General features: G+C 60.1%; 23 protein-coding genes. 11 read left to right on the top strand and 12 right to left on the bottom strand.

Going from position 1 to position 24,607, the window contains the following annotated elements:
* Positions 1-6 precede the first annotated feature (6 nt).
* From phnE to LCH64_RS23935, 7 genes are all read right to left on the bottom strand, one after another.
* Positions 7-774: a phosphonate ABC transporter, permease protein PhnE gene (gene phnE, locus LCH64_RS23965; RefSeq protein WP_003224391.1), complete on the bottom strand. Its 768-nt coding sequence runs from the start codon at positions 772-774 to the stop codon at positions 7-9.
* Positions 771-1,598: an ABC transporter permease subunit gene (locus LCH64_RS23960; protein WP_103520759.1), complete on the bottom strand. Its 828-nt coding sequence runs from the start codon at positions 1,596-1,598 to the stop codon at positions 771-773. The genes phnE and LCH64_RS23960 overlap by 4 nt, the downstream gene beginning before the upstream one ends.
* The gene (locus LCH64_RS23955; protein ID WP_226501479.1) at positions 1,592-2,389 is read right to left on the bottom strand and encodes an ATP-binding cassette domain-containing protein; all 798 of its coding nucleotides are present in this window, start codon (positions 2,387-2,389) and stop codon (positions 1,592-1,594) included. Before LCH64_RS23955 ends, LCH64_RS23960 begins: the two co-directional genes overlap by 7 nt.
* Positions 2,386-3,249 (bottom strand): putative selenate ABC transporter substrate-binding protein, encoded by an 864-nt coding sequence (locus LCH64_RS23950; protein WP_041072554.1) that lies wholly within the window; start codon positions 3,247-3,249, stop codon positions 2,386-2,388. The genes LCH64_RS23955 and LCH64_RS23950 overlap by 4 nt, the downstream gene beginning before the upstream one ends.
* Before the next feature lie 190 nt (positions 3,250-3,439).
* Entirely contained in the window at positions 3,440-4,030 is a 591-nt protein-coding gene (locus LCH64_RS23945) for an HD domain-containing protein (RefSeq protein ID WP_226501478.1), read from the bottom strand.
* Positions 4,031-4,107: 77 nt separating this feature from the next.
* Positions 4,108-4,665, bottom strand: a complete 558-nt coding sequence (locus LCH64_RS23940) for a helix-turn-helix transcriptional regulator (protein WP_226501477.1) — start codon at positions 4,663-4,665, stop codon at positions 4,108-4,110.
* A 75-nt stretch (positions 4,666-4,740) separates the two neighbouring features.
* Complete coding sequence (locus LCH64_RS23935) at positions 4,741-5,139, bottom strand: RidA family protein (RefSeq protein ID WP_226501476.1); 399 nt, start codon at positions 5,137-5,139, stop codon at positions 4,741-4,743.
* Positions 5,140-5,261: 122 nt separating this feature from the next.
* On the opposite strand from LCH64_RS23935, the gene LCH64_RS23930 reads away from it, so the two are divergent.
* Entirely contained in the window at positions 5,262-6,206 is a 945-nt protein-coding gene (locus LCH64_RS23930) for a LysR family transcriptional regulator (protein ID WP_226501475.1), read from the top strand.
* Positions 6,207-6,280: 74 nt separating this feature from the next.
* Complete coding sequence (locus tag LCH64_RS23925; protein WP_226501474.1) at positions 6,281-7,441, top strand: radical SAM protein; 1,161 nt, start codon at positions 6,281-6,283, stop codon at positions 7,439-7,441.
* On the opposite strand, the gene LCH64_RS23920 is transcribed toward LCH64_RS23925, so the two are convergent.
* A complete protein-coding gene (locus LCH64_RS23920; protein ID WP_226501473.1) occupies positions 7,423-8,310 on the bottom strand; it encodes a LysR substrate-binding domain-containing protein in 888 nt (295 codons plus the stop codon). The two genes, LCH64_RS23925 and LCH64_RS23920, sit on opposite strands and share 19 nt — an antisense overlap.
* A 135-nt stretch (positions 8,311-8,445) precedes the next feature.
* Between LCH64_RS23920 and LCH64_RS23915 the strand changes: the two genes are divergently transcribed.
* Genes LCH64_RS23915 through LCH64_RS23895 form a run of 5 tightly spaced genes read left to right on the top strand, consistent with a single transcriptional unit; the run spans position 8,446 to position 13,758 of the window.
* Positions 8,446-9,498 (top strand): agmatine deiminase family protein, encoded by a 1,053-nt coding sequence (locus tag LCH64_RS23915; RefSeq protein ID WP_226501472.1) that lies wholly within the window; start codon positions 8,446-8,448, stop codon positions 9,496-9,498.
* A 3-nt stretch (positions 9,499-9,501) separates the two neighbouring features.
* Positions 9,502-10,410 carry an N-carbamoylputrescine amidase gene (gene aguB / locus LCH64_RS23910; protein ID WP_226501471.1) on the top strand — a complete coding sequence of 303 codons (909 nt, stop codon included), beginning with the start codon at positions 9,502-9,504 and terminating at the stop codon, positions 10,408-10,410.
* Between the two features lie 2 nt (positions 10,411-10,412).
* Positions 10,413-11,516 (top strand): extracellular solute-binding protein, encoded by a 1,104-nt coding sequence (locus tag LCH64_RS23905; RefSeq protein WP_226501470.1) that lies wholly within the window; start codon positions 10,413-10,415, stop codon positions 11,514-11,516.
* A gap of 47 nt (positions 11,517-11,563) precedes the next feature.
* A complete protein-coding gene (locus LCH64_RS23900; RefSeq protein ID WP_226501469.1) occupies positions 11,564-12,685 on the top strand; it encodes an agmatine deiminase family protein in 1,122 nt (373 codons plus the stop codon).
* A gap of 50 nt (positions 12,686-12,735) precedes the next feature.
* The gene (locus LCH64_RS23895; protein WP_103520607.1) at positions 12,736-13,758 is read left to right on the top strand and encodes a GlxA family transcriptional regulator; all 1,023 of its coding nucleotides are present in this window, start codon (positions 12,736-12,738) and stop codon (positions 13,756-13,758) included.
* A 369-nt stretch (positions 13,759-14,127) separates the two neighbouring features.
* Here LCH64_RS23895 and LCH64_RS23890 read toward each other — a convergent pair whose 3' ends face one another.
* On the bottom strand, positions 14,128-15,147 hold the full coding sequence (locus LCH64_RS23890; protein ID WP_226501468.1) for an AraC family transcriptional regulator: 1,020 nt from the start codon (positions 15,145-15,147) through the stop codon (positions 14,128-14,130).
* A 90-nt stretch (positions 15,148-15,237) separates the two neighbouring features.
* Positions 15,238-15,933: an SDR family NAD(P)-dependent oxidoreductase gene (locus tag LCH64_RS23885; protein WP_003224415.1), complete on the bottom strand. Its 696-nt coding sequence runs from the start codon at positions 15,931-15,933 to the stop codon at positions 15,238-15,240.
* Positions 15,934-16,283: 350 nt separating this feature from the next.
* On the opposite strand from LCH64_RS23885, the gene LCH64_RS23880 reads away from it, so the two are divergent.
* From LCH64_RS23880 to LCH64_RS23870, 3 genes are all read left to right on the top strand, one after another.
* On the top strand, positions 16,284-17,789 hold the full coding sequence (locus LCH64_RS23880) for a sensor domain-containing diguanylate cyclase (protein WP_226501467.1): 1,506 nt from the start codon (positions 16,284-16,286) through the stop codon (positions 17,787-17,789).
* A gap of 298 nt (positions 17,790-18,087) precedes the next feature.
* Positions 18,088-18,528 (top strand): hypothetical protein, encoded by a 441-nt coding sequence (locus tag LCH64_RS23875; protein WP_003224418.1) that lies wholly within the window; start codon positions 18,088-18,090, stop codon positions 18,526-18,528.
* A 411-nt stretch (positions 18,529-18,939) separates the two neighbouring features.
* Entirely contained in the window at positions 18,940-22,764 is a 3,825-nt protein-coding gene (locus tag LCH64_RS23870) for an Ice nucleation protein (protein ID WP_226501466.1), read from the top strand.
* 107 nt (positions 22,765-22,871) lie between these two features.
* Here the strand turns inward: LCH64_RS23870 and LCH64_RS23865 are convergent, their stop codons facing one another.
* On the bottom strand, positions 22,872-23,333 hold the full coding sequence (locus LCH64_RS23865; protein ID WP_226501465.1) for a hypothetical protein: 462 nt from the start codon (positions 23,331-23,333) through the stop codon (positions 22,872-22,874).
* 146 nt (positions 23,334-23,479) lie between these two features.
* On the bottom strand, positions 23,480-24,004 hold the full coding sequence (locus LCH64_RS23860; RefSeq protein ID WP_226501464.1) for a GAF domain-containing protein: 525 nt from the start codon (positions 24,002-24,004) through the stop codon (positions 23,480-23,482).
* A 232-nt stretch (positions 24,005-24,236) separates the two neighbouring features.
* Between LCH64_RS23860 and LCH64_RS23855 the strand changes: the two genes are divergently transcribed.
* Positions 24,237-24,467 (top strand): hypothetical protein, encoded by a 231-nt coding sequence (locus LCH64_RS23855; protein ID WP_226501463.1) that lies wholly within the window; start codon positions 24,237-24,239, stop codon positions 24,465-24,467.
* The last annotated feature ends 140 nt before the right edge of the window (positions 24,468-24,607 follow it).

The following is a 24,607-nucleotide window of genomic DNA, read 5'->3' as shown; positions in this document are numbered from 1 at the left end:
TGCCCGTCAGGCCTTGACCCAGCGCTGTCGGCTCCAGGCGCTCAGCGAATCCACGCCCAGCACCAGAATCAGCATCGCCAGAATCACCGTACTCGCCTGCGCTTCCTGAAACAGGCTCAGGCTGACATACAGCATCTGCCCCAAACCACCGGCACCGACAAACCCCAGCACACTGGCCATGCGAATGTTGTTTTCCCAGCGATACAGGCAATACGCGAGCAATTGCGGGGCGAGGTTGGGCAGGGTGCCGTAGCAGAACGCGAGCACCGGGTTGCCGCCCTGCAAACGGATCGCTTCGGCCGGTTCCGGCGGGGTGTTTTCCAGCGCTTCGGCGAACAGCCGGCCGAGTACGCCGGTGGTGTGCAGGGCCAGCGCGAGGGTGCCGGCGTTCGGGCCGAGGCCGGCGGCGAGCACCATCAGCGCCGCCCACACCAGTTCCGGAATCGCCCGCAGGCCGTTGAGCAGCAGGCGCGAAGCGCTTTGCAACGGCCAGCCGAAACGCCCGGCCGCGGGCAGCGCGAGGAGAATGCCGAACACCGCGGCGAGCAGGGTGCCGAGGGCCGACATGGCGAGGGTTTCCAGCGAGCCCTTGAGGATCGCCTGCAAATGCGTGGCGCTCAGGTCCGGGCTGAGAAAACGCTGCGCGTAGGCACCCATCTGCTTGAGGCTGGTGGCGCTGCCGAGTTCACCGAGATCGAGTTCGAGGTAACCGAACGAGGCGATAACCGCGACGCCAATGCCGACGATCAGCAACAGATTGATCAGGCGATTCATGTCAGCCTCCAGCGCAACAGGCGGCTGAGTTGGTCGGCACCGAGCACCAGAATCAGGAACGTCAGCAACATGCTCGCCACTTCACCGCTGGCGAACATGCGCAGTGACAGGTCGATCTGTTGGCCGAGGCCTCCGGCGCCGACGAATCCCATCACCACCGACGCACGAATCGCGCACTCCCAGCGATACACCGTGTACGACAGCAGCTCGGCCGCGACATTCGGCAGAATCCCGTAGGCGAACGCCGCGAGTCGTCCGCTGCCGGCCTGCATCAAGGCGTGCGCCGGGCGTTGGTCGGTGGATTCGAAAATTTCCGCGTAGACCTTGCCGAGCATGCCGCTGTAGGTGATGGCGATCGCCAGCACACCGGCTGCCGGGCCGAGGCCCACGGCACGCACAAACAGTAGCGCCCAGACGATCTCCGGCACGCTGCGCAAGAAGATCAGCAACCCGCGCACCGGCCAGCGCAACAAGCGCCCGACCCGACTGGGAATGCCGCTCCGGGACGCCGCAGACAATGACAGCGCGCGGCTGGCAATCAGGCTCGCCGGCACCGCCAGCAGCAGCGCCAGAGCCATACCGGCGGTGGCGATGGCCAGTGTTTGCAGGGTGGCTTTGAACAGTAACTGGAGAAAGTCGTGGTCATGCGCCGGTGGCCAGAATCCGGAGATGAAGCGGCCCATTTCGGTCTGGCTGTCGCTGTGCAGCAACACCCCCAGATCCAGTTCGCTGAGCTGGATGCCCGGCCACAGCAAGGCCAGCGCCAGCAGCGTCAGCAACAATCGCGGCGCGGCGGCCGGGTCGCGTGAGTCAGCCCTCAGCATCGCGGGATCTGCACAATCAGCGGCGCACTGGGCGTCGTCGGGCTTTGCAATTGCTCGTTGGCGTACAGCGTGTCGAGCATCTCGCGACTGACCTGTTCGGCAGGGCTGTCAAACAGGATCTGGCCGTCGCGCAGGCCGATGATCCGCGGGAAATGCGCCAGCGCCAGTTCCACCGCGTGCAGGCTCGCCACCAGTGTGACGTTGTACGCCCGCGCGTGCTGCGCGAGGATCGACAGGGTGTGCCCGGCGAGCACCGGGTCCATCGCCGACACCGGTTCGTCCGCCAGCAGAACCTCCGGCGCCTGATACAGCACCCGGGCAATGCCTACGCGCTGCAATTGGCCGCCGGACAATTGCTGGCAGTAAGCGAAGAGTTTGTCGCCCAGATCCAGGCGGGCGAGGGCCGCACGGGCGCCGGGAATGTCCGTGGGATGCAGCAGATTCAGCAGGCTTTTGCCCAGGCTCCACTGCCCGAGTTTGCCGGCCAGCACCGCCGTCACTACACGTTGGCGCGGCGGCAGCGGCGGTGCTTGGTGAACCAGGCCGATGCGCGCACGCAGACGTTGCCGTTGATGGGCGGATAGGTGCCAGGGACGCTCGCCCAGCACCTCGATTTCACCGCTGCTGGGGCGCAACGCGGTGGCCAGCAGATTCAACAGACTCGACTTGCCGGCCCCGGAAGGGCCGATGATCGCCACCTGTTCGCCCACGCCAATCTGCAGGTCAACGCCGCGTAACGCGTCGACCCCGTTGGCGTGGTGCAGGCTGGCGTGTTTGAGGCTCAGGGTCATTTCAGCAGGTCGGCAGCGCGAGCGGCTTCCTCGATGCCCTTGTAGTTCTCGGGTTTGGTGTCGATGAAGCGGCTGGCCGCCTGCAGATCAAGAATCTTCTTCTGCTCAGGGTTGGCCGGATCGAGGTCGAGGAAGGCTTTCTTGATCTTCGCCGCCAGCGCCGGGTCGAGGGTGCCGCGCACGGTCCAGTTGTAATCGAAGTAGGCCGGGGTGGTGGCGAACACGTGGACTTTGCTGGTGTCGACCTTGCCGGCATCCACCAGTTTCTGCCAGACGCTGGCATTCAGCACGCCTGCGTCGACCTTACCGGCCTGGACCCAGGCCACGGTGGCGTCATGCGCGCCGGAGTAGGCGACGCGGCTGAAATAGGCTTCAGGCTTGATGTTGTCGTTCTTCAGCATGAAATAACGCGGCATCAGGCTGCCCGACGTCGACGACACCGAGCCGAAAGCGAAGGTCTTGCCCTTGAGGTCGGCCAGACTCTTCACGTTCGGGTCGGCGGTGATGAACTTGCTGGTGAACTGCGCATCCTGCTCACGCTGCACCAGCGGGATAACCGGGGTGGTGGCGTCGGTCTTCAGGCGCGCCTGAACAAAAGTGAAACCGCCCAGCCAGGCCATGTCGAGGCGATCGGTCGCCAGCGCTTCAACCACCGCCGGATAGTCGGCCACGGGAACGAACTGCACTTTCATGCCCAACTGCTGCTCCAGATACGCGCCCAGCGGCTCGAACTTGCGCAGCAATTCGGTCGGGGCTTCATCGGGAATCGCGCTGACCCGCAACACATCGGCGGCATGCGCCACCAGAGCAGAAAAAGACAGGGCCAGACCAGCAGTCAGTGCCAGGGTTCGTTTGAGCATGGAAATCTCCGTTTCATGAGCGTCGCATTCTAAGTGCCAGGGCGCGAGGTGTCGCGCTCGGGCGCTCAATCAGGTTAGACGAAACGGCGAGGTTATACGCAGCCGGGCAGTCAAAGGCCAGCGCGGGTGCCCGGGGATGTTTTGCTCCACGTTTCATGCCGGCGGTTGGGGCTGAGATGCAACAACTGATTCAGGATCGCTCGGTGCCGCTTTGGCGGTCGCTGATGCGCTGTCGGGTGTCTTGGTCGATCAGCTCGCGCAGGGTGGCGAAAACCGGGTCGGCGCTGGTGTATTTCTTGCCGTAGCCCAGATTGAAACCGTAGTCGAAATCCGCCGGGTTCAAACCTTGATTGTGCTGCAACAAGGTCTCCAGCTTATCCAATGCCTTGACCGCTTTGGCTTCGGCGGACTGCGCATTTTCGTAGTCGTCCCACAGCGCCAGAATCTCGTTGCGCAGTGCTTCATCGAGCGAACGGGTCAGCAGCAGAAGGTCGTTGCGCTCCTGTTCGCCCTTGTCGGGGAACGCGGCTTGATTGACCGCAGGAATATCGCCATTGATGGCTTCGCCCAAATCGTGAATCACGCACATCTTCAGGACTTTGAGCAGGTCGAGGCCGGCCAGTTGATCGGCGAAGACAATCGCCATCAGGCACAGGCGCCAGCTGTGTTCGGCGGTGCTTTCGGTGCGGCCGCTGGAGGTGTGCGCGCTGCGCAGGATGTCCTTGAGTTTTTCTGCTTCGCGCAGAAAATCGAGGCGGCCGTTGATGATTTCGAGGTTCATGTGTCTGCCTGGCTGAATACGCCGAAAAGCTCAGCCTAGAACTGAAGACACTTGGCGTCCACGCATAAAATATGCGCTCAGAGGGTTTCCACCAGACGCGCGGCGCTGCCGTCAGACAGCGCAATGCGCGTCCAGCGGCACAGGCTGGGACGAATCGGCACGAGGTCGGAGGCATTGCTGCCGGTGCTGAATTCCACGGCCGGCGGCGCCTGAATCTCGTGCCAGCCACGGCTCGTCAGGGCCGACTCACTAAGCACAATTTCCGGCGTTGCGAAGCGCCACAGCGACTGTCCCAACAACGTACTCAAGGGCTGGGTGAACTCGGCAGCACGCGCAGGAGAGCAGGCCAGCAAACGGTGGGTGAGGTCGCAGATCAGGTGCATCGGCCGCTGACTTTCCCCGACCAGACGCGCCAATACCTGATCGGCCGCGCTGTCCAGGTGCGCAGCCAGCAAGCGCTCCAGCTGTTGCTGCGCGACAGGCTCCATCGCCTGCACACCGCTTTCCCAGCGAGAAATGGTCGACTGGGTGACGTTGAACAACTGCGCCGCATGCGTCTGTTTGACGCGATGCAGCAGGCGCCAGCGTCGTAAGGCGATACCGGGCAGGGCGGGCTTCAATAACAGGTCTGACATGGCGGTTGTGGAAAAGGGGTAGGCGGGCCGGACAGTCTGAAGACTGCCGACCCCCGGTGCAAATCCGCCAGACGATCAGGCCGTTTCGCGCAGTCTGGCGATCACCTTGATCTCGAACTGAAACCCGGCCAGCCAGGTCACGCCGACCGCAGTGATCGTCGGATACGGCGCGCTGCCCCAGAACTCCGGCACCACTTCCCAGATGGTTTCGAAGGTCGATTGTGGATCGACCATGAACACCGTGACGTCGACCGCGTCGGCAAAGCTGCAACCGGCGGCGTCGAGAATCGCATTGAGGTTGTTGAAGGCCAGGCGCACCTGCTCCTGCAGATCCGGCTCGGGCGAACCATCTTCACGGCTGCCGACTTGTCCCGAGACGAACAGGAAACCGTTGGAACGAATCGCCGGCGAATAGCGATGACGCTCGTAAAGCGCATGGCGGGCTGGCGGGAAAACGACGTCGCGCTGGGTCATGGGTGTCTCCATCATTGTTTGGTCATTGACGATGGAGTGACTTTAGGGGCTTGCGCAGCCGCGATAAACGCGCAACCTTGGCGTTCACTGTTTGCAAAATCCAAACAATCCGAGGGCGAAAAGTGGACCGTTTTGATGCAATGCAGGCGTTCGCCCGGGTGGTCGAGGCGGGGAGTTTCACCAAGGCTGCCGAGACCTTGCACATGAGCAAGACCACCGTGACGCAACTGGTGCAGCAACTGGAGGCACGGCTGCGGGTCAAGTTGCTCAACCGCACCACACGCAAGGTCAACGTCACTGCTGATGGCGCGATTTACTACGAGCGAGTGATCAAGCTGTTGGCCGATATGGACGACGCTGAAACCGGTCTGTCCGGCGCCTCGGCGTTACCCCGAGGTCGCCTTCGCGTCGATGTGCCAAGTCCGCTGGCGAGGCTGATCCTGATGCCGGCGTTGCCTGAGTTTCACGCGCGTTATCCGGATATTCAGATCGACATGGGCGTCAGCGACCGCATTGTCGACATCATCGATGAGAACGTCGATTGCGTGGTGCGCGGCGGCGAATTGCTCGATCAGTCACTGATGGCGCGGCGGGTTGCCGATCTTCAGCTTGGGGTCTTCGCCGCGCCGAGTTATCTGGCCCGCGCCGGCACGCCGCTGCATCCACGGGAGCTGGAAGACTCGCATCATCGGGTGGTCGGCTTTCTCTGGGCGCGCACCGGCAAACCGGTGCCATACGCCTTGCACAACGGCAGCGAACATCTGCAAATCAAGGGGCGTCACGTGCTGGCGGTCGATGACGGCAATGCCTACCTTGCGGCAGGTCTGGCCGGCATGGGCGTGCTGTGGTTACCGAGGTACATGTCGCACGCACATCAGGCCCGGGGTGAGTTGGTGCCGCTGTTCGAGGACTGGCAACTCGAACCGATGCCGCTTTATGTGGCGTACCCACCGAACCGGCATATCAGCCAAAAGCTAAGGGTATTTATCGATTGGATCGTGGCGTTGATGGCGCACCATGGTAATGGCCCGGAACTTGCTGAGCCGCGCTCCGGGACTGTCAAATAACTAACGAATAACGCCAACCATGACAGTCGCCAGCTGTGGATGCACCGCTATTCACTCAAGGAGCGTCACCCGTCATGAACATGTACATCGATATTGTCGGCGCGTGCAATTTAAGCTGCCCTTCGTGCCCGATGGGCAACTCGGAAAACGTCAACTTCAAGAAAGCCATGCAAGTCGACATGTTCCGCAAGATCGTCGAGAAGGCCCGCAACGAAGGGGTCGAGACGATCTTTCTGTACAACTGGACCGAGCCGTTGATCCACCCGCGAATCGGTGAGTTTGTCGAGATCATCAATGCCGCCGGTTTGCAGAGCGGTATCAGTTCCAACTTGAACCTGGCCAAGAACATGGAAACCGCCATGCTGGCCAACCCGTGGTTCTTCCGTATTTCGTTGTCCGGGTTTTACCAGGAGACTTACCAGCAGGGGCACGTGGGCGGCGACATTGAAGTGGTCAAGGCCAACATGATCAAACTTCATGAACTCAAGCAGCAACATGGCTTGAGTACGCGCATCGAGGTTTACTACCACCGTTATCTGGACAACATGGAAGAAGAGGGGCTGATGCGCGAATTCAGCCAGAGTCTGGGTTTCGAGTTCTCCACCGGGTATTCAGTGATGATGCCGCTGGAGAAAACGCTGGCGCTGATCGAGCGCGACCCTTCGGTGACAGATACCGATCATGAAACCCTGAAAAGGCTGGCGCTGCCGCCCTTCGACGATCTGGTCAATCTGGTCCGTCAGTATCCCAAGCAAGCGTGCTCGCTCAAGGATGACTGGCTGGTGCTCGACTGCAACGGCAATACTGTTTTGTGCTGTTCCGTTTTCAATCAGACCGAATACCAGGTCGGCAAGTATCTGGACATGCCTCTGGCGCAATTGACCGGCCTGAAGTCCACTCAGAAAAATTGCGTCGACATGTGCAATCGCTGCGCAAAAAACGGCTTGCACATCTACTCGACCCAATCCAACCGCGGACCGCTGGAGAGCCACGCCGTCAACCGCATTATCGACTTCCAGCGGCGCACGATCATGGGGTTGCCGGTCGAAAGCGAAAAGCTTGGGCGAACCGGCGAAGTCAGTGCGGAGAACTTCGACGAGGCGCAATACCTGCAGATGAACCAGGACGTAAAAAACGCGATTTCCACGGGTGCGTTCACCAGTGGATATCAGCATTACGTGCTGTTCGGTCGTCTGGAAGGCCGGCTCGGTGCGGGTTATCTCACGGTCGTCTGACTGTGCGGATCAGGTCCCGCCAGTTGGCTTGAAAGCCATTCACTGAAGCATCGCGCCATCGGGTCATTCTCGCTGTCGCGATGCGTCAGCAGCGCCCAGTTCGGGCCACGAATGGTTTGCTCCACCACGGGTTGCAGCAGCCCGTTTTCCTGCGCCTGACGGCTGAGCAACTGACTGACCAGCGCAATCCCCAACCCCGCCGCAGCGGCATCGAGCAACAAGCCCGGATCGGAAAAATTCAACCCCTGATCCTGCTGCCCGACATCGACGCCTGCCTCCACCGCCCAGTGGCTCCAATCCATTTCCCGCTCACCGTGCAGGGTGGTGCGCTGCGCGGCAGGTTGCGCCAAAACGCTGGGATGACACGCCGGAAACAGGCGGTCGGCATGCAGCACCTTGAAGCTGCATTCAGCCTGGGAGCTGATGTCGTCGCGCACCGCCAGATCGATGGTTTGCGTGGCCATGTCCGGCACTTCATCGGTGCTGAAAATCCACAGATCGACCTGCGGATGCTGGCGCCGAAAATCCGCCAGACGCGGCAGCAGCCAGTGCCGGGCAAACGCCGGCGTGGTGTTGAGCACCAGTTGGTTGGGCTTCTGATATTGCCCCAGACGCCGGATGCCGACCGCCAGTTGCTGCAGCATCGCCTGGGTGGTGCTGAGCAGATCGTGGCCGGCATCGGTCAGGGCGACGCTGCGACCGTTGCGAAAGAACAGTGGCTGTTCGAGGTACGCCTCGAGGCTGCGGATCTGCTGGCTGATCGCCGATTGAGTGAGGCTCAACTCATCGGCCGCCTTGTGAAAACTGCCGAGGCGCGCAGCCGCTTCGAAGCCGCGCAGCGAGCTGAGCGGCGGCCAGTGCTTGAGCATATCGATAAGTTCCTCTAATCAGTTGTGCGCTAAATCCATCGTTTGTTGGCGCGGTTTCAGCTAAGTAGCATTCACCTCAAGCCAAATCACGGCAATTTCCATTGAACACAATGGCTTAATCGAGAGGTGCTTGTCATGCCGCGCAACGAGAATAACAACAACGCTTGGATGATGCCTGCCGAATGGGTGACGCATGCCGCGACGTGGATGGTCTGGCCGCATAACCAGGCGCTGTGGGAGTCGGGATGGCGCGTGACCTTGCCGCTGGTGCAAGAGGATTTCGCCCGGGTCGCCAACGCCATCGCACGCTTCGAACTGGTGAAAATGGTCGTTGATCCGTCGGCGCTAGCGAGCGCCAAAGCCCTGTGCGGGCCGAACATCGAGCTGATTCCGCTGGCGGTCAACGACAGTTGGTGCCGCGACTCTGGCCCAAGCTTCGTCTGCCACCCGCAACAAGGGCTGGCCGGTGTCAGCTGGCGCTTCAATGCCTGGGGCGGCAAGTCGGCGCATGAGCTGGACGAAAGCCTCGCGCGGCGCGCACTCAATCATCTGGGGCTGGAATGCTTCGGTACACCGTTGAGCAACGAGGGCGGGGCGATTCATGTCGACGGCGAGGGCACGCTGATCACCACTGAGTCGGTGCTGCTCAACCCCAATCGCAACCCGGGGATCGGCAAGGTCGAGATGGAAGAAATCTTCAGCCGTCTATTGGGCGTGAAGAAAACCATCTGGTTGCCGGGCGATCCGGATTACGTCACCGGCGACATGACCGACGGCCACGTCGATGGCGTCTGCGCCTTCGCCCGTCCCGGCGTGCTGCTGGTGGATGCGACGCATGACCAGAGTTCGGTGTACGCCGAAGTGGTGCGGGAAAATCGCCGCGCATTGGAGTTGGCGACCGACGCCCAAGGGCGCAAGTTCGAGCTGATCGAACTGTTCGAAGCCAGCGAAGCGGTGGACAGCGACGCCGAAGTGTTCTGCGCCTCGTACACCAATTTCTACATCGCCAACGGCGCGATCATCATGCCGGCCTACGGCATCGAGGCCGACGAGGCGGCGGCCGAAGTGCTGGCGCAGGCGTTCCCCGGACGCGAAGTGGTGCCGGTGCGCATCAATCATCTGGCCCATGGCGGCGGCGGGGTGCATTGCATCACCCAGCAGCAGCCCGCCTGGCCGGTGGAGGGTTGAGCGATGAGCCATCTGACCATCGCCACCACCCAGATGCCGTGCACCTGGGATCTGCCGCGCAACCTCGATCAGGCCGAACAACTGGTGCGTGAGGCCGCCGCGAAGGGCGCGCAGGTGATCCTGTTGCAGGAGCTGTTCGCCACGCCGTATTTCTGCATCGAACAGAGCCACAAGCATCTGACGCTGGCCGAGGAATACCGCGACAGCCGCCTGCTGCAGCGTTTTGCCGCGCTGGCCAAAGAGCTGGGCGTGGTGCTGCCGCTGAGCTGGTTCGAGAGGGCCGGCAACGCCTTCTTCAATTCGTTGAGCGTGGCCGATGCCGACGGGCGTCTGTCGGGGGTGTATCGCAAGACCCACATCCCCAACGCCATCGGTTATCAGGAGAAGGAATATTTCAGCCCCGGCGACAGCGGTTTCCGCGTGTGGGACACCGCGTTCGGTCGCCTCGGCGTGGGTATCTGCTGGGATCAATGGTTTCCCGAGACTGCGCGTTGCCTGGCGTTGATGGGCGCTGAAGTGTTGCTGTTCCCCACGGCCATTGGCTCCGAGCCGGGATGCACGGGGCTGGATTCCCGCGATCACTGGCAGATGACCATGCGCGGTCATGCTGCCGCCAACCTGCTGCCGGTGGTAGCCGCCAACCGGGTCGGGCGAGAAGTGGCAACCACCGATTCGTCGCTGCAAATGAGCTTCTACGGCTCGTCATTTATCAGCGATCACAAAGGCCGATTGCTCGCCGAAGCCGGTCGCGACAGCAGCGGCGTGCTGGTGCGCCGCCTCGATCTCGACGCGATGCGCGAAGAACGCCTGAGCTGGGGCATCTACCGCGACCGGCGGCCGGACATGTACGGCGCGCTGCTCAGTCAGGACGGCCGCCACCTCCATGCACGCTGGAACACTCAAGGGGTTTGAACATGGCTACGCACCACAAAAGACTGCTGGGCGCGCTGGGTCTGGCGCTGACATGCGTGATCCCGTCGCTGCACGCCGAGGACAAAACCCTGCGGCTGTACAACTGGGCCGATTATTTTGCCGAAGACACCCTGAGCCGCTTTACTGCGGAAACCGGGATCAAGGTGATTTACGACGTCATGGACGGCAGTGAAACCCTCGAAGCGAAGATGCTCTCTGGCGGCAGCGGCTATGACCTGATCTTCCCCGGCGACACCGTGGCCGAGCGCCTGATGCGGGCCGGCAGCCTGTTGCCGCTGGATCAATCGAAGCTGACGGCGCTGGCCGACATCGAACCCGGTTTGCAGAAATTGCGCAGCCATTACGAACACTCAAGCAAAGCCACCGTGCCCTACACCTGGGGCACCATCGGCCTGACGTACAACGCGGCGCAGATCCAGCAGCGCATGGCCGACGCACCGGTCAACAGCCTGGACATGCTGTTCAAACCGGAACTGGCGGCGAAGTTTGCCGACTGTGGAATTTCGCTGATCGACTCGCCGGATGAAGTGCTGGCGGTGGTGCTCAATTATCTGGGCCGCGATCCGCGCAGCGCGAAACCGGCGGATCTGGCGGCGGCCAGTGAGGTGCTGATGAAGCTGCGGCCTTACGTGCGCAAGTTCCAGTCGCAGCCGGTGACCGATCTGGTCAACGGCAACCTGTGCCTGTCGCTGGGTTACAGCGGTGACATGACCCAGGCCCAGCGCACCTCGGACAGCGCCGGCAAGACCACCCGATTCGAATACCGCATCCCCCGCGAGGGCACCACGGTGTGGATGGACACGATGGCGATTCCGGTCGATGCGAAACACCCGGAATACGCCTACGCGTTCATCAACTTTGTGATGCGCCCGCAGAACATGGCGGCGATCAGTAACTTCACCGGTTACCCGACTTCCAACGTCAAGGCGCGGGCCGGCGTCGATGCGGCGATGCGCAACAACCCGGACATCTACCTCGATGAGGTGACCTACGCTCGATTGATCCCGGGCAAGGACATTCCTCAGGCCGATATGCGTGCACGGATGCGCACCTGGACCAAATTCAAAACCGCCACTCAGCCATGATTCAACCGCCGGCGCCCGGTCGCCGGCTCTTTTCAGGAAAACCAGATATGTCGACGCGTCGAGAGTTCATCAAACAGGTATCAGTCGCCGCAGGTGTCAGCGCTGCGGTCATGGGCCTTGGCCTGACGTCGGGCAAATTGCTGGCGGCCAGCGCGGGGGATTGGTTCATGCCGGACGAGGGCGACAAGCACGAGCGCGCCTTCATCGCTTTCGGCGCACAGGATGCGATCTGGGAAGATTTCACCGCGGATGTGCAGGCTGCGCTGGGCCGCATTGCCCGCACCATTGCCCGTTATGAACCGCTCACGGTGTTTTGTCGCAGCGGCGAACGCAGCCTTGCCGAAGAGTACTGCGGCACCCGCAACGTCACCTACGTGACCGCCGCGCTCGACGACATCTGGATGCGTGACATCGGCGCCAATTTTGTCATCGACGACAGGGGCGGACTCGGTGCCGTGGACTTCAATTTCAACGGTTGGGGCGATAAACAGCGGCACAGCAAGGATGCAAAAATCGCCGCGCGAGTGGCCGCCGACGCACAGGCGACGTACCTGCGCAGCGAGCTGGTGGGCGAGGGCGGCGGCATTGAAGTCGACGGTCACGGCACCGGGATCATGACCGAGAGCAGCTGGGTCAACAGCAACCGCAATCCGGGCTGGAGCAAGGCCGAGGTCGAGGCTGAATTGAAGGCGCGTCTGGGTCTGCGCAAAATCATCTGGCTGCCGGGGATCAAGGGCAAGGACATCACCGACGCTCATGTGGATTTCTATGCGCGGTTCATCAAGCCCGGTGTGGTGATCGCCAACCTCGACAGCGACCCTGAATCCTACGATCACCAGGTCACGCTGGCGCACCTGGAGATTCTCAAGAAAGCCACCGACGCTGATGGTCGCAAACTGCAGATCCACACGATTTCGCCGCCGCTCAAGCCGCGCAAAAGCAAGTTCAATCAGAACAACCCGGATTTCGCTGCCGGTTACATCAACTACTTCGTGATCAACGGCGCTCTCATCGCCCCGGAATTCGGCGACAAGGCAGCCGACCAGAAGGCTTACGACCTGCTGTCGAAGCTGTATCCGGAGCGCAAAGTCGAGTTGCTGAACATCGATGCGATTGCTGCCGGTGGCGGCGGGATTCACTGCGTGACCAGTCATCAGCCGCAAGCGTGATTGACTCTTTGGCCCGGCAAGCCAACTATCGGCGGATAACAACATGACCGATGGGCCAGACCTTGATCGAACGACGTCAATTCAGCGGAGGCATGAAGGGTAAAAACCTCCGCTATCTGAATGAGCAAGCCGCCGAGACCCGCATCACCCGCACCGGTTTCCTGTTGCTGGAGCACTTTTCACTGCCGGCCTTCACCCAGGCGCTGGATACCATCATCACCGCCAATCTGTTGCGCGCCGGACTGTTCAGCTCGCGCACGTTCGGTCTGGGCGAGGGAGAGGTGATCAGCGATCTGGGACTGGTGATTCGTCCGGACTCGCGGATTGACCCGGCCAGTCTTGCTCAGCTGGATCTGCTGGTGGTGTGTGGCGGCTACCGCACCGAGCTGAAGGCCAGCGAGGAGTTGATCAGCCTGTTGCGCTGCGCCGCAGAGCGCGGTGTCGGTCTGGCCGGATTGTGGAACGGTGCGTGGTTTCTCGGCCGCGCTGGGCTCCTTGATGGCTATCGTTGCGCTATCCACCCGGAACATCGTCCGGCGCTTACGGAGATTGCCAAAGCCACCCAGGTCAGCAGCGAGCCGTATGTGATTGATCGTGATCGACTCACCGCGTCGAGTCCGTCCGGGGCTTTCCATATGGCGCTGGACTGGATCAAGGGCCTGCACGGCAAGGCGCTGGTCGAAGGCATCGAGGATATTCTGGCGTTCGAGGAGTCGCGGTACCGGCGGATCAAACCGGACGAAAACCTCTGCGTCAGCGCGCCCTTGCGCGAGGTGGTCAAACTGATGGACGCCAACCTCGAAGAGCCGCTGGAGCTGGAGCAACTGGCGGTGTATGCCGGTCGCTCGCGGCGGCAGCTGGAGCGCTTGTTCAAGGAGCAACTGGGCACCACGCCGCAGCGCTATTACCTGGAATTGCGCATCACCGAAGCCCGGCGCCTGCTGCAGCACACCGAGCTGTCGCAGATGGAAGTGCTGGTGGCCTGTGGTTTCGTTTCGCCGAGCCATTTCAGCAAATGCTACAGCGCGTTCTTCGGCTACCGACCGTCCAGGGAAAAACGCCTGGTCAAATAACCCGTGCTGTTTCTACTGCCAGTCACAGACCTACCCCTGTGGGTGGTGTCAGGTCCACTGGCTTAGCGCAGACCAATGTGGGAGCGGGCTTGCTCGCGAAAGCGGTGTGTCAGTCAGCATATGAATTGGCTGACGCGGCCCCTTCGCGAGCAAGCCCGCTCCCACGGTTTTAATTGGGTGGTGTCAGAACCACTGGCTCAGCGCAGGCCAATGTGGGAGCGGGCTTGCTCGCGAAAGCGGTGTGTTAGTCAGCATATAAAGTGCCTGACAGGGCCTCTTCGCGAGCAAGCCCGCTCCCACAGGTTTAATTGGGTGGTGTCAGGTCCACTGGTTTAGCGCAGGCCAATCAAGCTATAGGCCAGTGACGCTTCATCGGGCCCGCAGCAACTTGCGGTAATCCACCGGTGAGATCCCGCGTGCCTGTCGGAAGGAGTGGCTAAAAGAACTGGCCTGCGAGTAACCCAGCATCAGGGCGATGTTCATGATGCTGGTCTCGGTCCGGCGCAGGTAATGGTCGGCCAGTTCCATGCGCATGGTTTCCAGTACCTGATTGAAGTTTTCCCCTTCGGCCGCCAGTTTGCGCTGCAAGGTGCGCGGTGAAATCGCCAACTGCCGGGCCAGGCTTTTCAAGCTGAAATCGCCGGTTGGCAATTGTTCGGTGAGCAATGCACGCAAGCGATCGGTTACGGAAAATGCCGGGTACGTCAGACACAACTGCCAGTCGGCTTCCAGCAGCATGCTGCGATGCATGCGCGGGTCGGCGCCCTGGATTCGCGTCGAGAGCGTCGACTCGGCAAACACCAGTGCATTGCTCCCGGCCTCGAACTGCACCGGACAGCCAAAAAAGTCTTCGTACAGCGCCGGCTCGCCGACCGCCGGATGCATCATCCGGACCTCCAGCATCGGCTGGTTACTCGCGATCAACCAGCGACCGAACGCTCCCCAGCCGACCATCAGGGCTTCCTGATGCAGGGCGCAGTAAGGCTCCAGTTCACTGATGCGCTGATCTTCGAGAGTCACGCGACCGTCGCCGATGACGATCCGGGTCTGGCTGGCAGGGCTGTCGTAAACGATCTTGCCGAAGCGCAGAATCATGTTCAGTGATTCGCCGAGCGTCGCGCTGGTCATCAGCACATAACCCAGCACACCGTAGGTGCCCGGGCGCGCGGCGGTGCCGACCAACAGACCGAAATGCGGCAGGTTGCTGCTGAGCGCCGCCAGTTCCAGCAAGGCACGCAGTTGGCGCATGGGAATGCGCACAATCGAGTCGGACAACTGCTCGCGTGAGAGTCCGGTCTGCTGCAACAGCCAATCGCCATCGCAACCGTATTGTTCGGCGACATCGAGGACGTGGTTAACAAAAGCAGCGCTGGAAGTGGCGGGTCGCATGGGGGGAGGGGAAGTCCGGTAATCCGGTGATCTTGCTTTTCCGAAAGGTGAAGAAAGCGACGTCGCCAAGGCGCGCGGCGTCAATAGACCCTACATGCGCCCGATCACCGGAATGCCGGTGCCGGTGACGGCCGACGCTTGTTCCGAGATCAGAAACAGAATGACCGCCGCCAGTTGCGCCGGTGTCACCCAGCGCTGATGTTCGGCGTCGGGCATGGCCTCACGATTTTGCGGGGTGTCGAGAATGCTCGGCAGCACGGCATTGACCGTGATGCTCATGTCCTTGAGCTCTTCGGCGAGGCTTTCGGTCAGGCGCAGTACGCTGGATTTCGACGCAGCGTAAGCGCCCATGCCCAGCCCGGCTTTGGCCGCCATGCTCGCACCGATGTTGACGATGCGTCCTGCCGAGGATTGCAGCAGCAATGGCAGCAGGGCTTTGCTGGCATTCAATGCGGTTCGAAGGTTCAGCGAGTAGAGCCGATCCCAGGCCTCTATCGCACCGCCCAGCAACGGCTCCCACGCATAGCCGCCGGCGCCGTTGACCAGCGCATCAAGGCGACCGAAATAGCGATTGATCTGGTGGGCGACTTCCTGGCAATCGGCAAAGGAAGTCAGATCAATCCCGGACAGGACCAGTCGATTGTGCGAACTGGGCAGCGTAATCATCGCCCGATCGATCAGCACCAGATCTGCGCCCTGGGCTGCGGCCATGTCCGCCAGGGTCTCGCCGAGATTCCCCAGGGCGCCGGTAATCGCCACAACGCGCCGTGAGAGTGACTGAGTCATCAAGAGTCCTTTCCTTTTTAAGGGCGCATACTCTAATGATATCGGTGACCCGTGGCATGCTTTTGGATGTCAACTTGTTGTGCAAAAGTGCCAAAATTTTATGCCTGGCAAAACGGGGTAAAAGGGTCGTGAAACAGGCGTCAGAAAGTTGGCTTTGGGGTTGCGCAGCCCTGTCAAATCCTGAAAGCCTGGCGACGGTTTGGACTGGCATTCTTGTCGTGGTTTTTGCGCTACATAATCTATCCGCCGCTGCTTGTATTCTTGTTCAAAACAAGGACAAATGGCCGCCGCCATTGCGTCGATCCACCAGTCGTTGAAACGGAAAACCGGACTTTCCCAAAGGTAGTAATGTGAAGCGTGATACCCACCTGGTTGTGCTTTTGTTGTTGGTGATCGGTTGTTCCCTCGCGTCACTGACGGTGTGGAAAGTGTTGGCCTCCCGAGAGCGGGCACTGGAGGAAGTCAACGTTCATGGCTTGAACCTGACCCAGGCGCTGGCGACTTACTCCGAAGGGATCGTCCGCCAGAGTTCGTTGCTGCTGCTTGGACTCGTCGAACGCCTGGAAACCGAAGGCAGTGGCCCTGCGCAGATCCAGCGTCTGAGCGCGCTGGTCAATCGTCAGGAGCCGCTGATGCCACAGCTCAGCGGCATTACCATCTACGACAATCAGGGCCGATGGTTGATGTCGTCCAACCGACCGATTCCGGCCGGGGCCAACAGCAGTGATCGTGTTTATTTCATCCATCACCGTGACGATCCAGGCCGCGAGACTTTTATCGGTCCGCCGATCCAGAGCCGCTCCAATCAGGAGTGGGTGATTACCGTCAGCCGCCGTTTCAATGATGCGCACGGCGAGTTTGCCGGGGTGGTGGCGGTGACCCTGGGCGTCGAAAACTTCCTGCGTCTGTTCGGCAAGATCGATGTGGGGCAGGAGGGCGCCATCGGCTTGTCCTACACCGACGGTACGTTGCTGGTGCGCTATCCCTTCCGTGAGCAGGACATGGGCCGCAACTTTTCCAAATCGCCGATCTATGAGAAGTATCTGGTCGATCGATCCGTCGGCACCGCGTCGTTTACTTCCAGCCTGGATGGCGTCGAGCGGCTCTATGCGTTCCGCAAGAGTGACCGGCTGCCGCTGATTACTACCGTCGCACTCGGCAAGCGCGAGGCCCTCGCTGCGTGGCGCATGGAAGCATGGCTCTCGGCAGTAGTCGTCATCGGGCTGCTGGGACTTACCGGGCTCATCGGCTGGTTCCTGATTCTGGATATCCGCAGGCGTACCAGGGCTGAAGATCAATTGCGCGGTACGCAGCAGCAATTGCTCGCCTCCAATCGCCAGCTTGAGTTGCTGGCGATGAAGGACGCGCTGACTGGTCTGGCCAACCGGCGCTGCTTCGATGAAAGCCTCGCCATGGAAGCACGGCGCGCGCAGCGTGACGGCACGACGCTGGCGTTGCTGATGATCGATATCGACTACTTCAAACTGTTCAACGACTCATTCGGGCATGTCGCCGGCGATGCCTGCCTGCAGAAGGTCGGCAGAATCCTTGAGGGATGTGTGCGGCGCCCGTCGGATCTGGTGGCACGTTACGGCGGCGAGGAGATGAGCGTGATCATGCCGGCCACCGACAGTGAGGGTGCCGCAGTGGTGGCTCAGTTGATCCTCGAGCGCTTGCAACAAGAGAACATCTCACATCCGTCCAGTCCGTTCGGACGGCTGAGTGTGAGTATCGGCATCGCTACGGCCACGGGGTCGCAACTGGAAAGCCTGCAAGGGGTGATCGAGGTCGCAGATCAGGCGTTGTACAACGCCAAGACGCTGGGGCGTGACCGGTTTGTGCAGGGACTCTGGTGATCTGCGTCGTTGCCGACCCGATGAACTCGTCGATCTGGATTTCGTCATGGTGCATGACTAAAACCGTTGGTCAGCTTCCAATGCAACCTGGCTGCCAAGCGACTACTTTTGTGGCTCGGTCGTTAAAGTGACAGGAGGTACCACACAGTATTTAAACGTTGATTCAGTTGGCCTCAATGACGTTGATTTCAGGAAGGATCTTGAATAAGGCGCGGTGCATCGCTCTGGCGAATGTGTATCCAGACTCCCGGTCTGTAACGCAGTGCCCGCCACCTTTTGCTTGTTAAGGAGAACACAGATGGCAATCAGCCGAGTACCCGAAACATCCGATAAAAGCGCGCTCGTCGAAGCAGAGGTATACCGTTGGTACAACCTCTTTTTCCCGTGGTCACGCGGTGTGGCTTCGCAATCCGAGGGCGCCATCAAACCCTTGTACGATGCGCTGGCGAGTGACTTCCGAGTGGTACTCACGGATGGTCAGATCATGGATCGGGCGGACTACTGGGAGCGACTTTGGGGGCTGTACGGGAAGCGTGTTGGCAGCCCCGAATCGCACATCATCAATCTTTCGATCACGCCTCTGCCGGGCGACCTCTTCCTCACGGTTTTCGATCTCGTCAAAGACGGAATCACCAAGAAGAAAGTCGATTCGGCGCTTATGCGTCTGGACCCCACGTCGCCATCGGGAATCTCGTGGGTTTATGTTCATGAAAGCGAGCATGAGAGTGCGGCTGCATAGTGGCTGAGGACGCACTAGCCATTTTGATTTGCCGCCATCCAGATGCGCCTGGCAGAAACAACAAAGCCCTGATTATTCAGGGCTTTGTCGTATATAGATGATGTATGCGATGGGGTTTTACGTTAAGTATTTCTAATCATCGATGAAATCTACTTCGTTTTACTTCTTTTAAATATGGATCTGTCCAATCATGTCCTATGCCGCCTCGATAAGGCAATACGGCCCCTCTCTTCGCCTCGAGCCATAGGTTTCCGGGTTCTCAAGAGTTTCATGTTTAGTTCAAGGTCTGCGCAGTCGAATGCTTCTGTTAATTCGATGGCTGTTACCTGCGTGGGTTTTGAGCAGGGAAATATATTATGGACGTTTGTCTCCAAGGGATTTTAGAGATTGAAGTTGTAAAGGTGTTGCAAAATGAAAACCGAAAAAGTGCTGGTCCTGAGAACATGCGCCAATAACATGGCCGACCACTGTGGTCTGATATGGCCCGTTTCAGGACCGGTGGAATGCAGGTTTTGGGAGCCGACGAGAAAACTTGAAAATGGGCTGACTGGCTTGCTTTGGGGCCAAGGTACAAACGCCCATTTGAGCATGCAGGCGGATGCGCGATGGGTTGTGTGCGAAGTGGCGGTACGCGACTTGATATTTCTCGAGGACGACGAAGGCGTCAAGTTTTCCCGTGCAGAAGTCGTTCACGTGGGGACGCGAAATAGCGCATTGGATTACATCGCCGATAATGCGGCTGATTATGAAGCGTCGACGAAGAACTTGATTGAGACTTTTGAGTTTCCTGAGGTGCAATCCGAGACAATCGAGACACTTCCCGGGCTCCCGGTTATTGCTGGCAGTCTTCCCGATGTCATCAGTCACCGTACAACTGTAAGGGCCACGCAAAAACTCGAAACAGCGGTTTACGGCAGTACGCTCACTGGCGCCAGTCAGAGCCAGCTGATTGCAGGCTACGGCAGCACTGAAACCGCCGGCGATAGCAGCACGCTTATTGCGGGATACGGCAGTACCGGGACTTCGGGGTCCGACAGTTCGATCATTGCAGGTTATGGCAGTACACAAACCGCCGGAGATGAAAGCTCGCTGATGGCGGGTTACGGCAGCACACAAACAGCCAAGGCAGGTAGCGATCTCACCGCCGGTTATGGCAGCACCGGCACCGCCGGCTCCGACAGTTCACTGATTGCCGGCTATGGCAGTACGCAGACTGCAGGTGGCGAAAGCTCTCTGACCGCTGGTTACGGCAGTACGCAAACGGCTCAGGTGGGTAGCGATCTCACCGCCGGTTATGGCAGCACCGGCACCGCTGGCTCCGACAGTTCACTGATCGCCGGCTATGGCAGCACCCAGACTGCCGGCGGAGAAAGCTCCCTGACTGCCGGTTATGGCAGTACGCAAACCGCCCAGGAGGGCAGTGATCTCACCGCCGGCTACGGCAGCACAAGTACCGCAGGTTCGGACAGTTCGCTCATAGCTGGCTATGGCAGTACACAGACTGCCGGTGGCGAAAGTTCTTTGACCGCTGGTTACGGCAGTACGCAAACCGCTCAGGTGGGTAGCGATCTCACCGCCGGCTACGGCAGCACCGGCACCGCCGGTTCCGACAGCTCGCTGATTGCCGGCTATGGCAGCACGCAAACGGCTGGCGGAGAAAGCTCCCTGACCGCCGGCTATGGCAGCACTCAGACAGCCCAAGAGAGCAGTGATCTCACCGCCGGTTACGGCAGCACCAGCACCGCCGGTTCCGACAGTTCGCTGATCGCGGGTTACGGCAGCACGCAGACGGCCGGCGGAGAAAGCTCCTTGACCGCCGGTTATGGCAGCACCCAGACAGCCCAAGAAGGCAGTGATCTCACCGCCGGTTACGGCAGCACAAGTACCGCAGGTTCGGACAGTTCGCTGATTGCCGGCTACGGCAGCACGCAAACGGCTGGCGGAGAAAGCTCGCTGACCGCGGGTTACGGCAGTACACAAACCGCGCAGATCGGCAGTGATCTCACCGCAGGCTACGGCAGCACGGGCACCGCCGGCTCCGACAGTTCACTGATCGCAGGCTACGGCAGCACGCAGACTGCTGGGCAGGAAAGCTCGCTGACCGCGGGTTACGGCAGTACGCAAACTGCCCAGGAAGGCAGTGACCTCACCGCCGGTTACGGCAGCACGGCCACCACTGGCCCCGGCAGCATGGTGACTGCCGGTTACGGCAGCTCGCAAACCGCCGGTCACGGAAGTGCGCTGATTGCAGGCTACGGCAGCACCCAGACTGCCGGTTACAAAAGCATTCTGACCTCGGGTTATGGCAGCACTCAGACCGCCCAGGAAAGCAGTGACCTGATTGCAGGCTACGGCAGTACGGAAACCGCGGGTTACGACAGCTCGTTGATCGCCGGTTACGGCAGTACTCAAACTGCCGGACACGGCAGCATTCTGACTGCCGGTTACGGCAGTACACAGACCGCACAGGAAGGCAGTTCGCTCACAGCCGGATATGGCAGCACGAGCACCGCCGGCCCTGACAGTTCGCTGATCGCGGGTTATGGAAGCACGCAGACCGCAGGACACGAAAGCACCCTGACCGCGGGCTACGGGAGTACCCAGACTGCTCAGGAAGACAGTTCACTTACTGCGGGATATGGCAGCACTTCGACCGCTGGATTCAACAGTTCGTTGATCGCAGGTTATGGCAGCACTCAAACAACGGGGTATGAAAGCACCCTGACTGCCGGATACGGCAGCACGCAAACCGCGCAGGACAATAGCTCACTGACCACTGGCTACGGCAGTACGTCGACGGCGGGCTATCAAAGCTCGCTGATTGCCGGTTACGGCAGCACCCAGACCGCAGGCTACGAATCCACGTTGACGGCGGGTTACGGCAGTTGCCAGACAGCTCAGGAGCAAAGCTGGTTAACGACCGGCTACGGAAGTACCTCGACCGCTGGCTACGAAAGCACACTGATCGCCGGTTATGGCAGTACGCAAACCGCTGGCTATGGCAGCACCCTTACCGCCGGCTACGGCAGTACGCAGACCGCCCAGGAAGAAAGTTCGCTGACCACCGGTTATGGCAGCACTTCAACGGCAGGCTATAGCAGCACGCTGGTTGCCGGTTATGGCAGCACGCAAACCGCCGGCTTCAACAGCAGCCTGACGGCGGGTTATGGCAGCACTTCGACCGCAGGGTACGAGAGCACCCTGATCGCCGGATATGGCAGCACCCAGACCGCGGGGTACGACAGTATCCTGACGGCGGGGTATGGCAGCACGCTCACTGCACTCGACAGCAGTACCCTGACCGCAGGCTACGGCAGTACGGAAATCGCAGGATTTGGCAGTTCGCTGATGGCCGGCTACGGCAGTTCGCAGACTGCCGGTTACGAGAGCACGCTGACCGCGGGTTATGGCAGCACCCAGATGGCGGCGCGCGACAGCACACTCACCGCCGGGTATGGCAGCACCGGGGTTGCAGGACAAGACAGCTCGCTGATCGCCGGTTACGGCAGCAGCTTGACCAGCGGCGTTCGCAGCTTTTTGACCGCCGGTTACGGCAGCACACTGATCAGTGGACTGCACAGTGTCCTGACTGCCGGGTATGGCAGCAGCCTGACCTCCGGAATGCGCAGCAGCTTGACGGCCGGATATGGCAGCAACCAGATCGCCAGTCATAAGAGTTCCCTGATCGCGGGCCATGAAAGCACGCAGATTGCCGGGCATAAAAGCATGTTGATCGCCGGCAAGGGCAGCTCGCAAACAGCGGGTTCTCGCAGCACGTTGATCGCCGGTGCCAACAGCATCCAGATGGCGGGTGATCGCAGCAAGCTGACTGCCGGTGCCGACAGCACCCAGACAGCCGGCGACCGCAGCAAACTCCTGGCCGGCAGCAACAGTTACCTGACGGCTGGCGATCGCAGCAAACTCACGGCCGGCGACGATTGTGTGCTAATGGCAGGAGATCGCAGCAAGCTGACCGCCGGCAAAAACTGCGTGTTGACCGCCGGTGCCGACAGCCGACTCATCGGGAGCCTCGGCTCAACGCTTTCAGGCGGGGAGAATTCAACCCTGGTCTTCCGCTCCTGGGATGGCAAGCGCTACACCAACGTGGTCGTCAAGACCGGGATCGACGGGGTAGAGGCTGACGTTCCGTATCAGATTGACGAGGACAGCAATGTGCTGGTCAGGGCTGAGGACAACGATGAAGGTGGGGTCGAGGCTTCGCGGATTCCAACATAAAATCCTGCTTGGTTGCGGGCGTGAAGATGTCAGGCCATTGGGTGATAAAGGGCCCGCTCCAGGCGGGCCATGACTTTTCGTACAGATACTGGCTGGCAGCAGGACGTTCAGTGCACCACTGACGGCTGGGTAGCGACCGAGACGGTGAAGATCACCACGAACAGCAAGACGAGTACCCAGAACATCACCACGACTGTCAGCATGACGGCCCTCAAGCTTCGGTAAAGCCAGCGCAACCAATGGCCCTCGGGCTTTGCTTCTGCGTGGGTTCTGAGCACGCTTTTCAAATAAAAGCCGAGGAGGGCAAGCAGCGCGCCGTCAATCAACAGCGCAGGCAGGCCGGCTTCTGGGAAAATGCTGTCCCATCGATAGAAAGGCGACCGGCTCAAGAACACTACATAACAAGTGAGGCCACCGTAGGGGATGGCTCTCCACCAATTACCGGCCAGTGCTCCAACCATCAGGCACATGACTACCATAAACGGGTTGAGGAGAATATCGACCATCCATTCCATGACGTTGGGGAAGTAGCCCGGTGAATGGATGCTGCGCCAAATATGTTCCAACATTGTTCAGATTCCTGCCTTCCTTGGAGTAAGTGCTGCTGCCGTGATTCGGTGTCCCTGCACGGTATCGGCATCTTGTCAGTTTACACACGCGACAAATGAAACAGCCCTGAATATTCAGGGCTGTTTTTTAGTTATTCGCTAACGCCTTAGCCGTTCTTGCTGTAGCCGCTGCCGGCCTCTGTCAGATTCGAGTAGAAGATGCAGCCGATCAGTCTCGCGAACAGGCCTAACGTGTCCGCCAGATCCGGGTCGTCGAAAATGACGGCCCTCGAGTCCAATGCACACAACGCGCCCCAAAGTTGTCCGTCAGGAAGAAAAATAGGCGCCCCTGCGTAGCTTTCAATCAAATATTGCTTCACCACAGGACGTGCGGAAAACCTGCCGTCGCGACTTATTTGTGGCACGAAAAGCACCTGCGGGTCTCTGCGAAACTCACTGCAAAGTGTGGTCTCGAGTTCCAGGGTGTCGCCGGTGTTGATCCCAAGCTCGATCGGATCGTAGGCGGAACAGACTATCCAGTCCGTCTCGGTGAATTTTGCGATCGCCGCGAAGCGCGTTCCGGTCATGCGTGTGACGAGCTGCAGAATATTGGTTGTAGCTTCAATTTCAGCGATAGAGGAACGTTCCTCTGCGCTTAGCAACGCTCTGTGAATGGTCTCACTGAGAGGCATGCATTGTTCTCCGGTAATGAATGATCGAGCTGGCGACTGCTAAACGCGCTTGAAACTGCCCGTTTTGATTCTAAACATAACGGAGTCGTTCACTTGAAAGGTTCCTGATGGCTGCCATAGCGAAGGATCATTGGCATCAGACGCCAGGGATCATCACCAGCGTTTTAGCTTTGATCAGGCGGGTAATGTTCGGTAATTTATTGGATATCACACTGAATATAAGGGTGAGGAAGTGGAAGGCGTAGTGTTGAACGAAAAGATGCGGCGTGAAGCTGATCGGCTTCTGGCGCAGGTTGTCCGGGCAGACTCGATGATCATCGCGGTGAAGGCAGGGGCTCGCGCAGATGGCTTCGTGCTTGGGTTGGAAACCAGTGGGGTTTTGCGTGCCGGCGATGCTGAAAAGCTGTACGTCATTTTTGAAGCGGCGTTGGTAGATCGTCTGAAAACGCTTTCACGCCCTTGAACGGCCCGTCAGCCTCAGCTTGAAGTGAAGGAAGCAGCGCCTGGATCAACGCAGTTGACGAACACATCTTAGAATTACAGAAACGACAAAGCCCTGAATAATCAGGGCTTTGTCGTACAGAGGAAGGGAGGGATCAGAGG

It is taken from the genome of Pseudomonas sp. MWU16-30322, assembly GCF_020515535.1.
Taxonomy (GTDB): Bacteria; Pseudomonadota; Gammaproteobacteria; order Pseudomonadales; family Pseudomonadaceae; genus Aquipseudomonas; species Aquipseudomonas fluorescens_H.
This window is presented reverse-complemented; position numbering and strand designations above follow the sequence as displayed.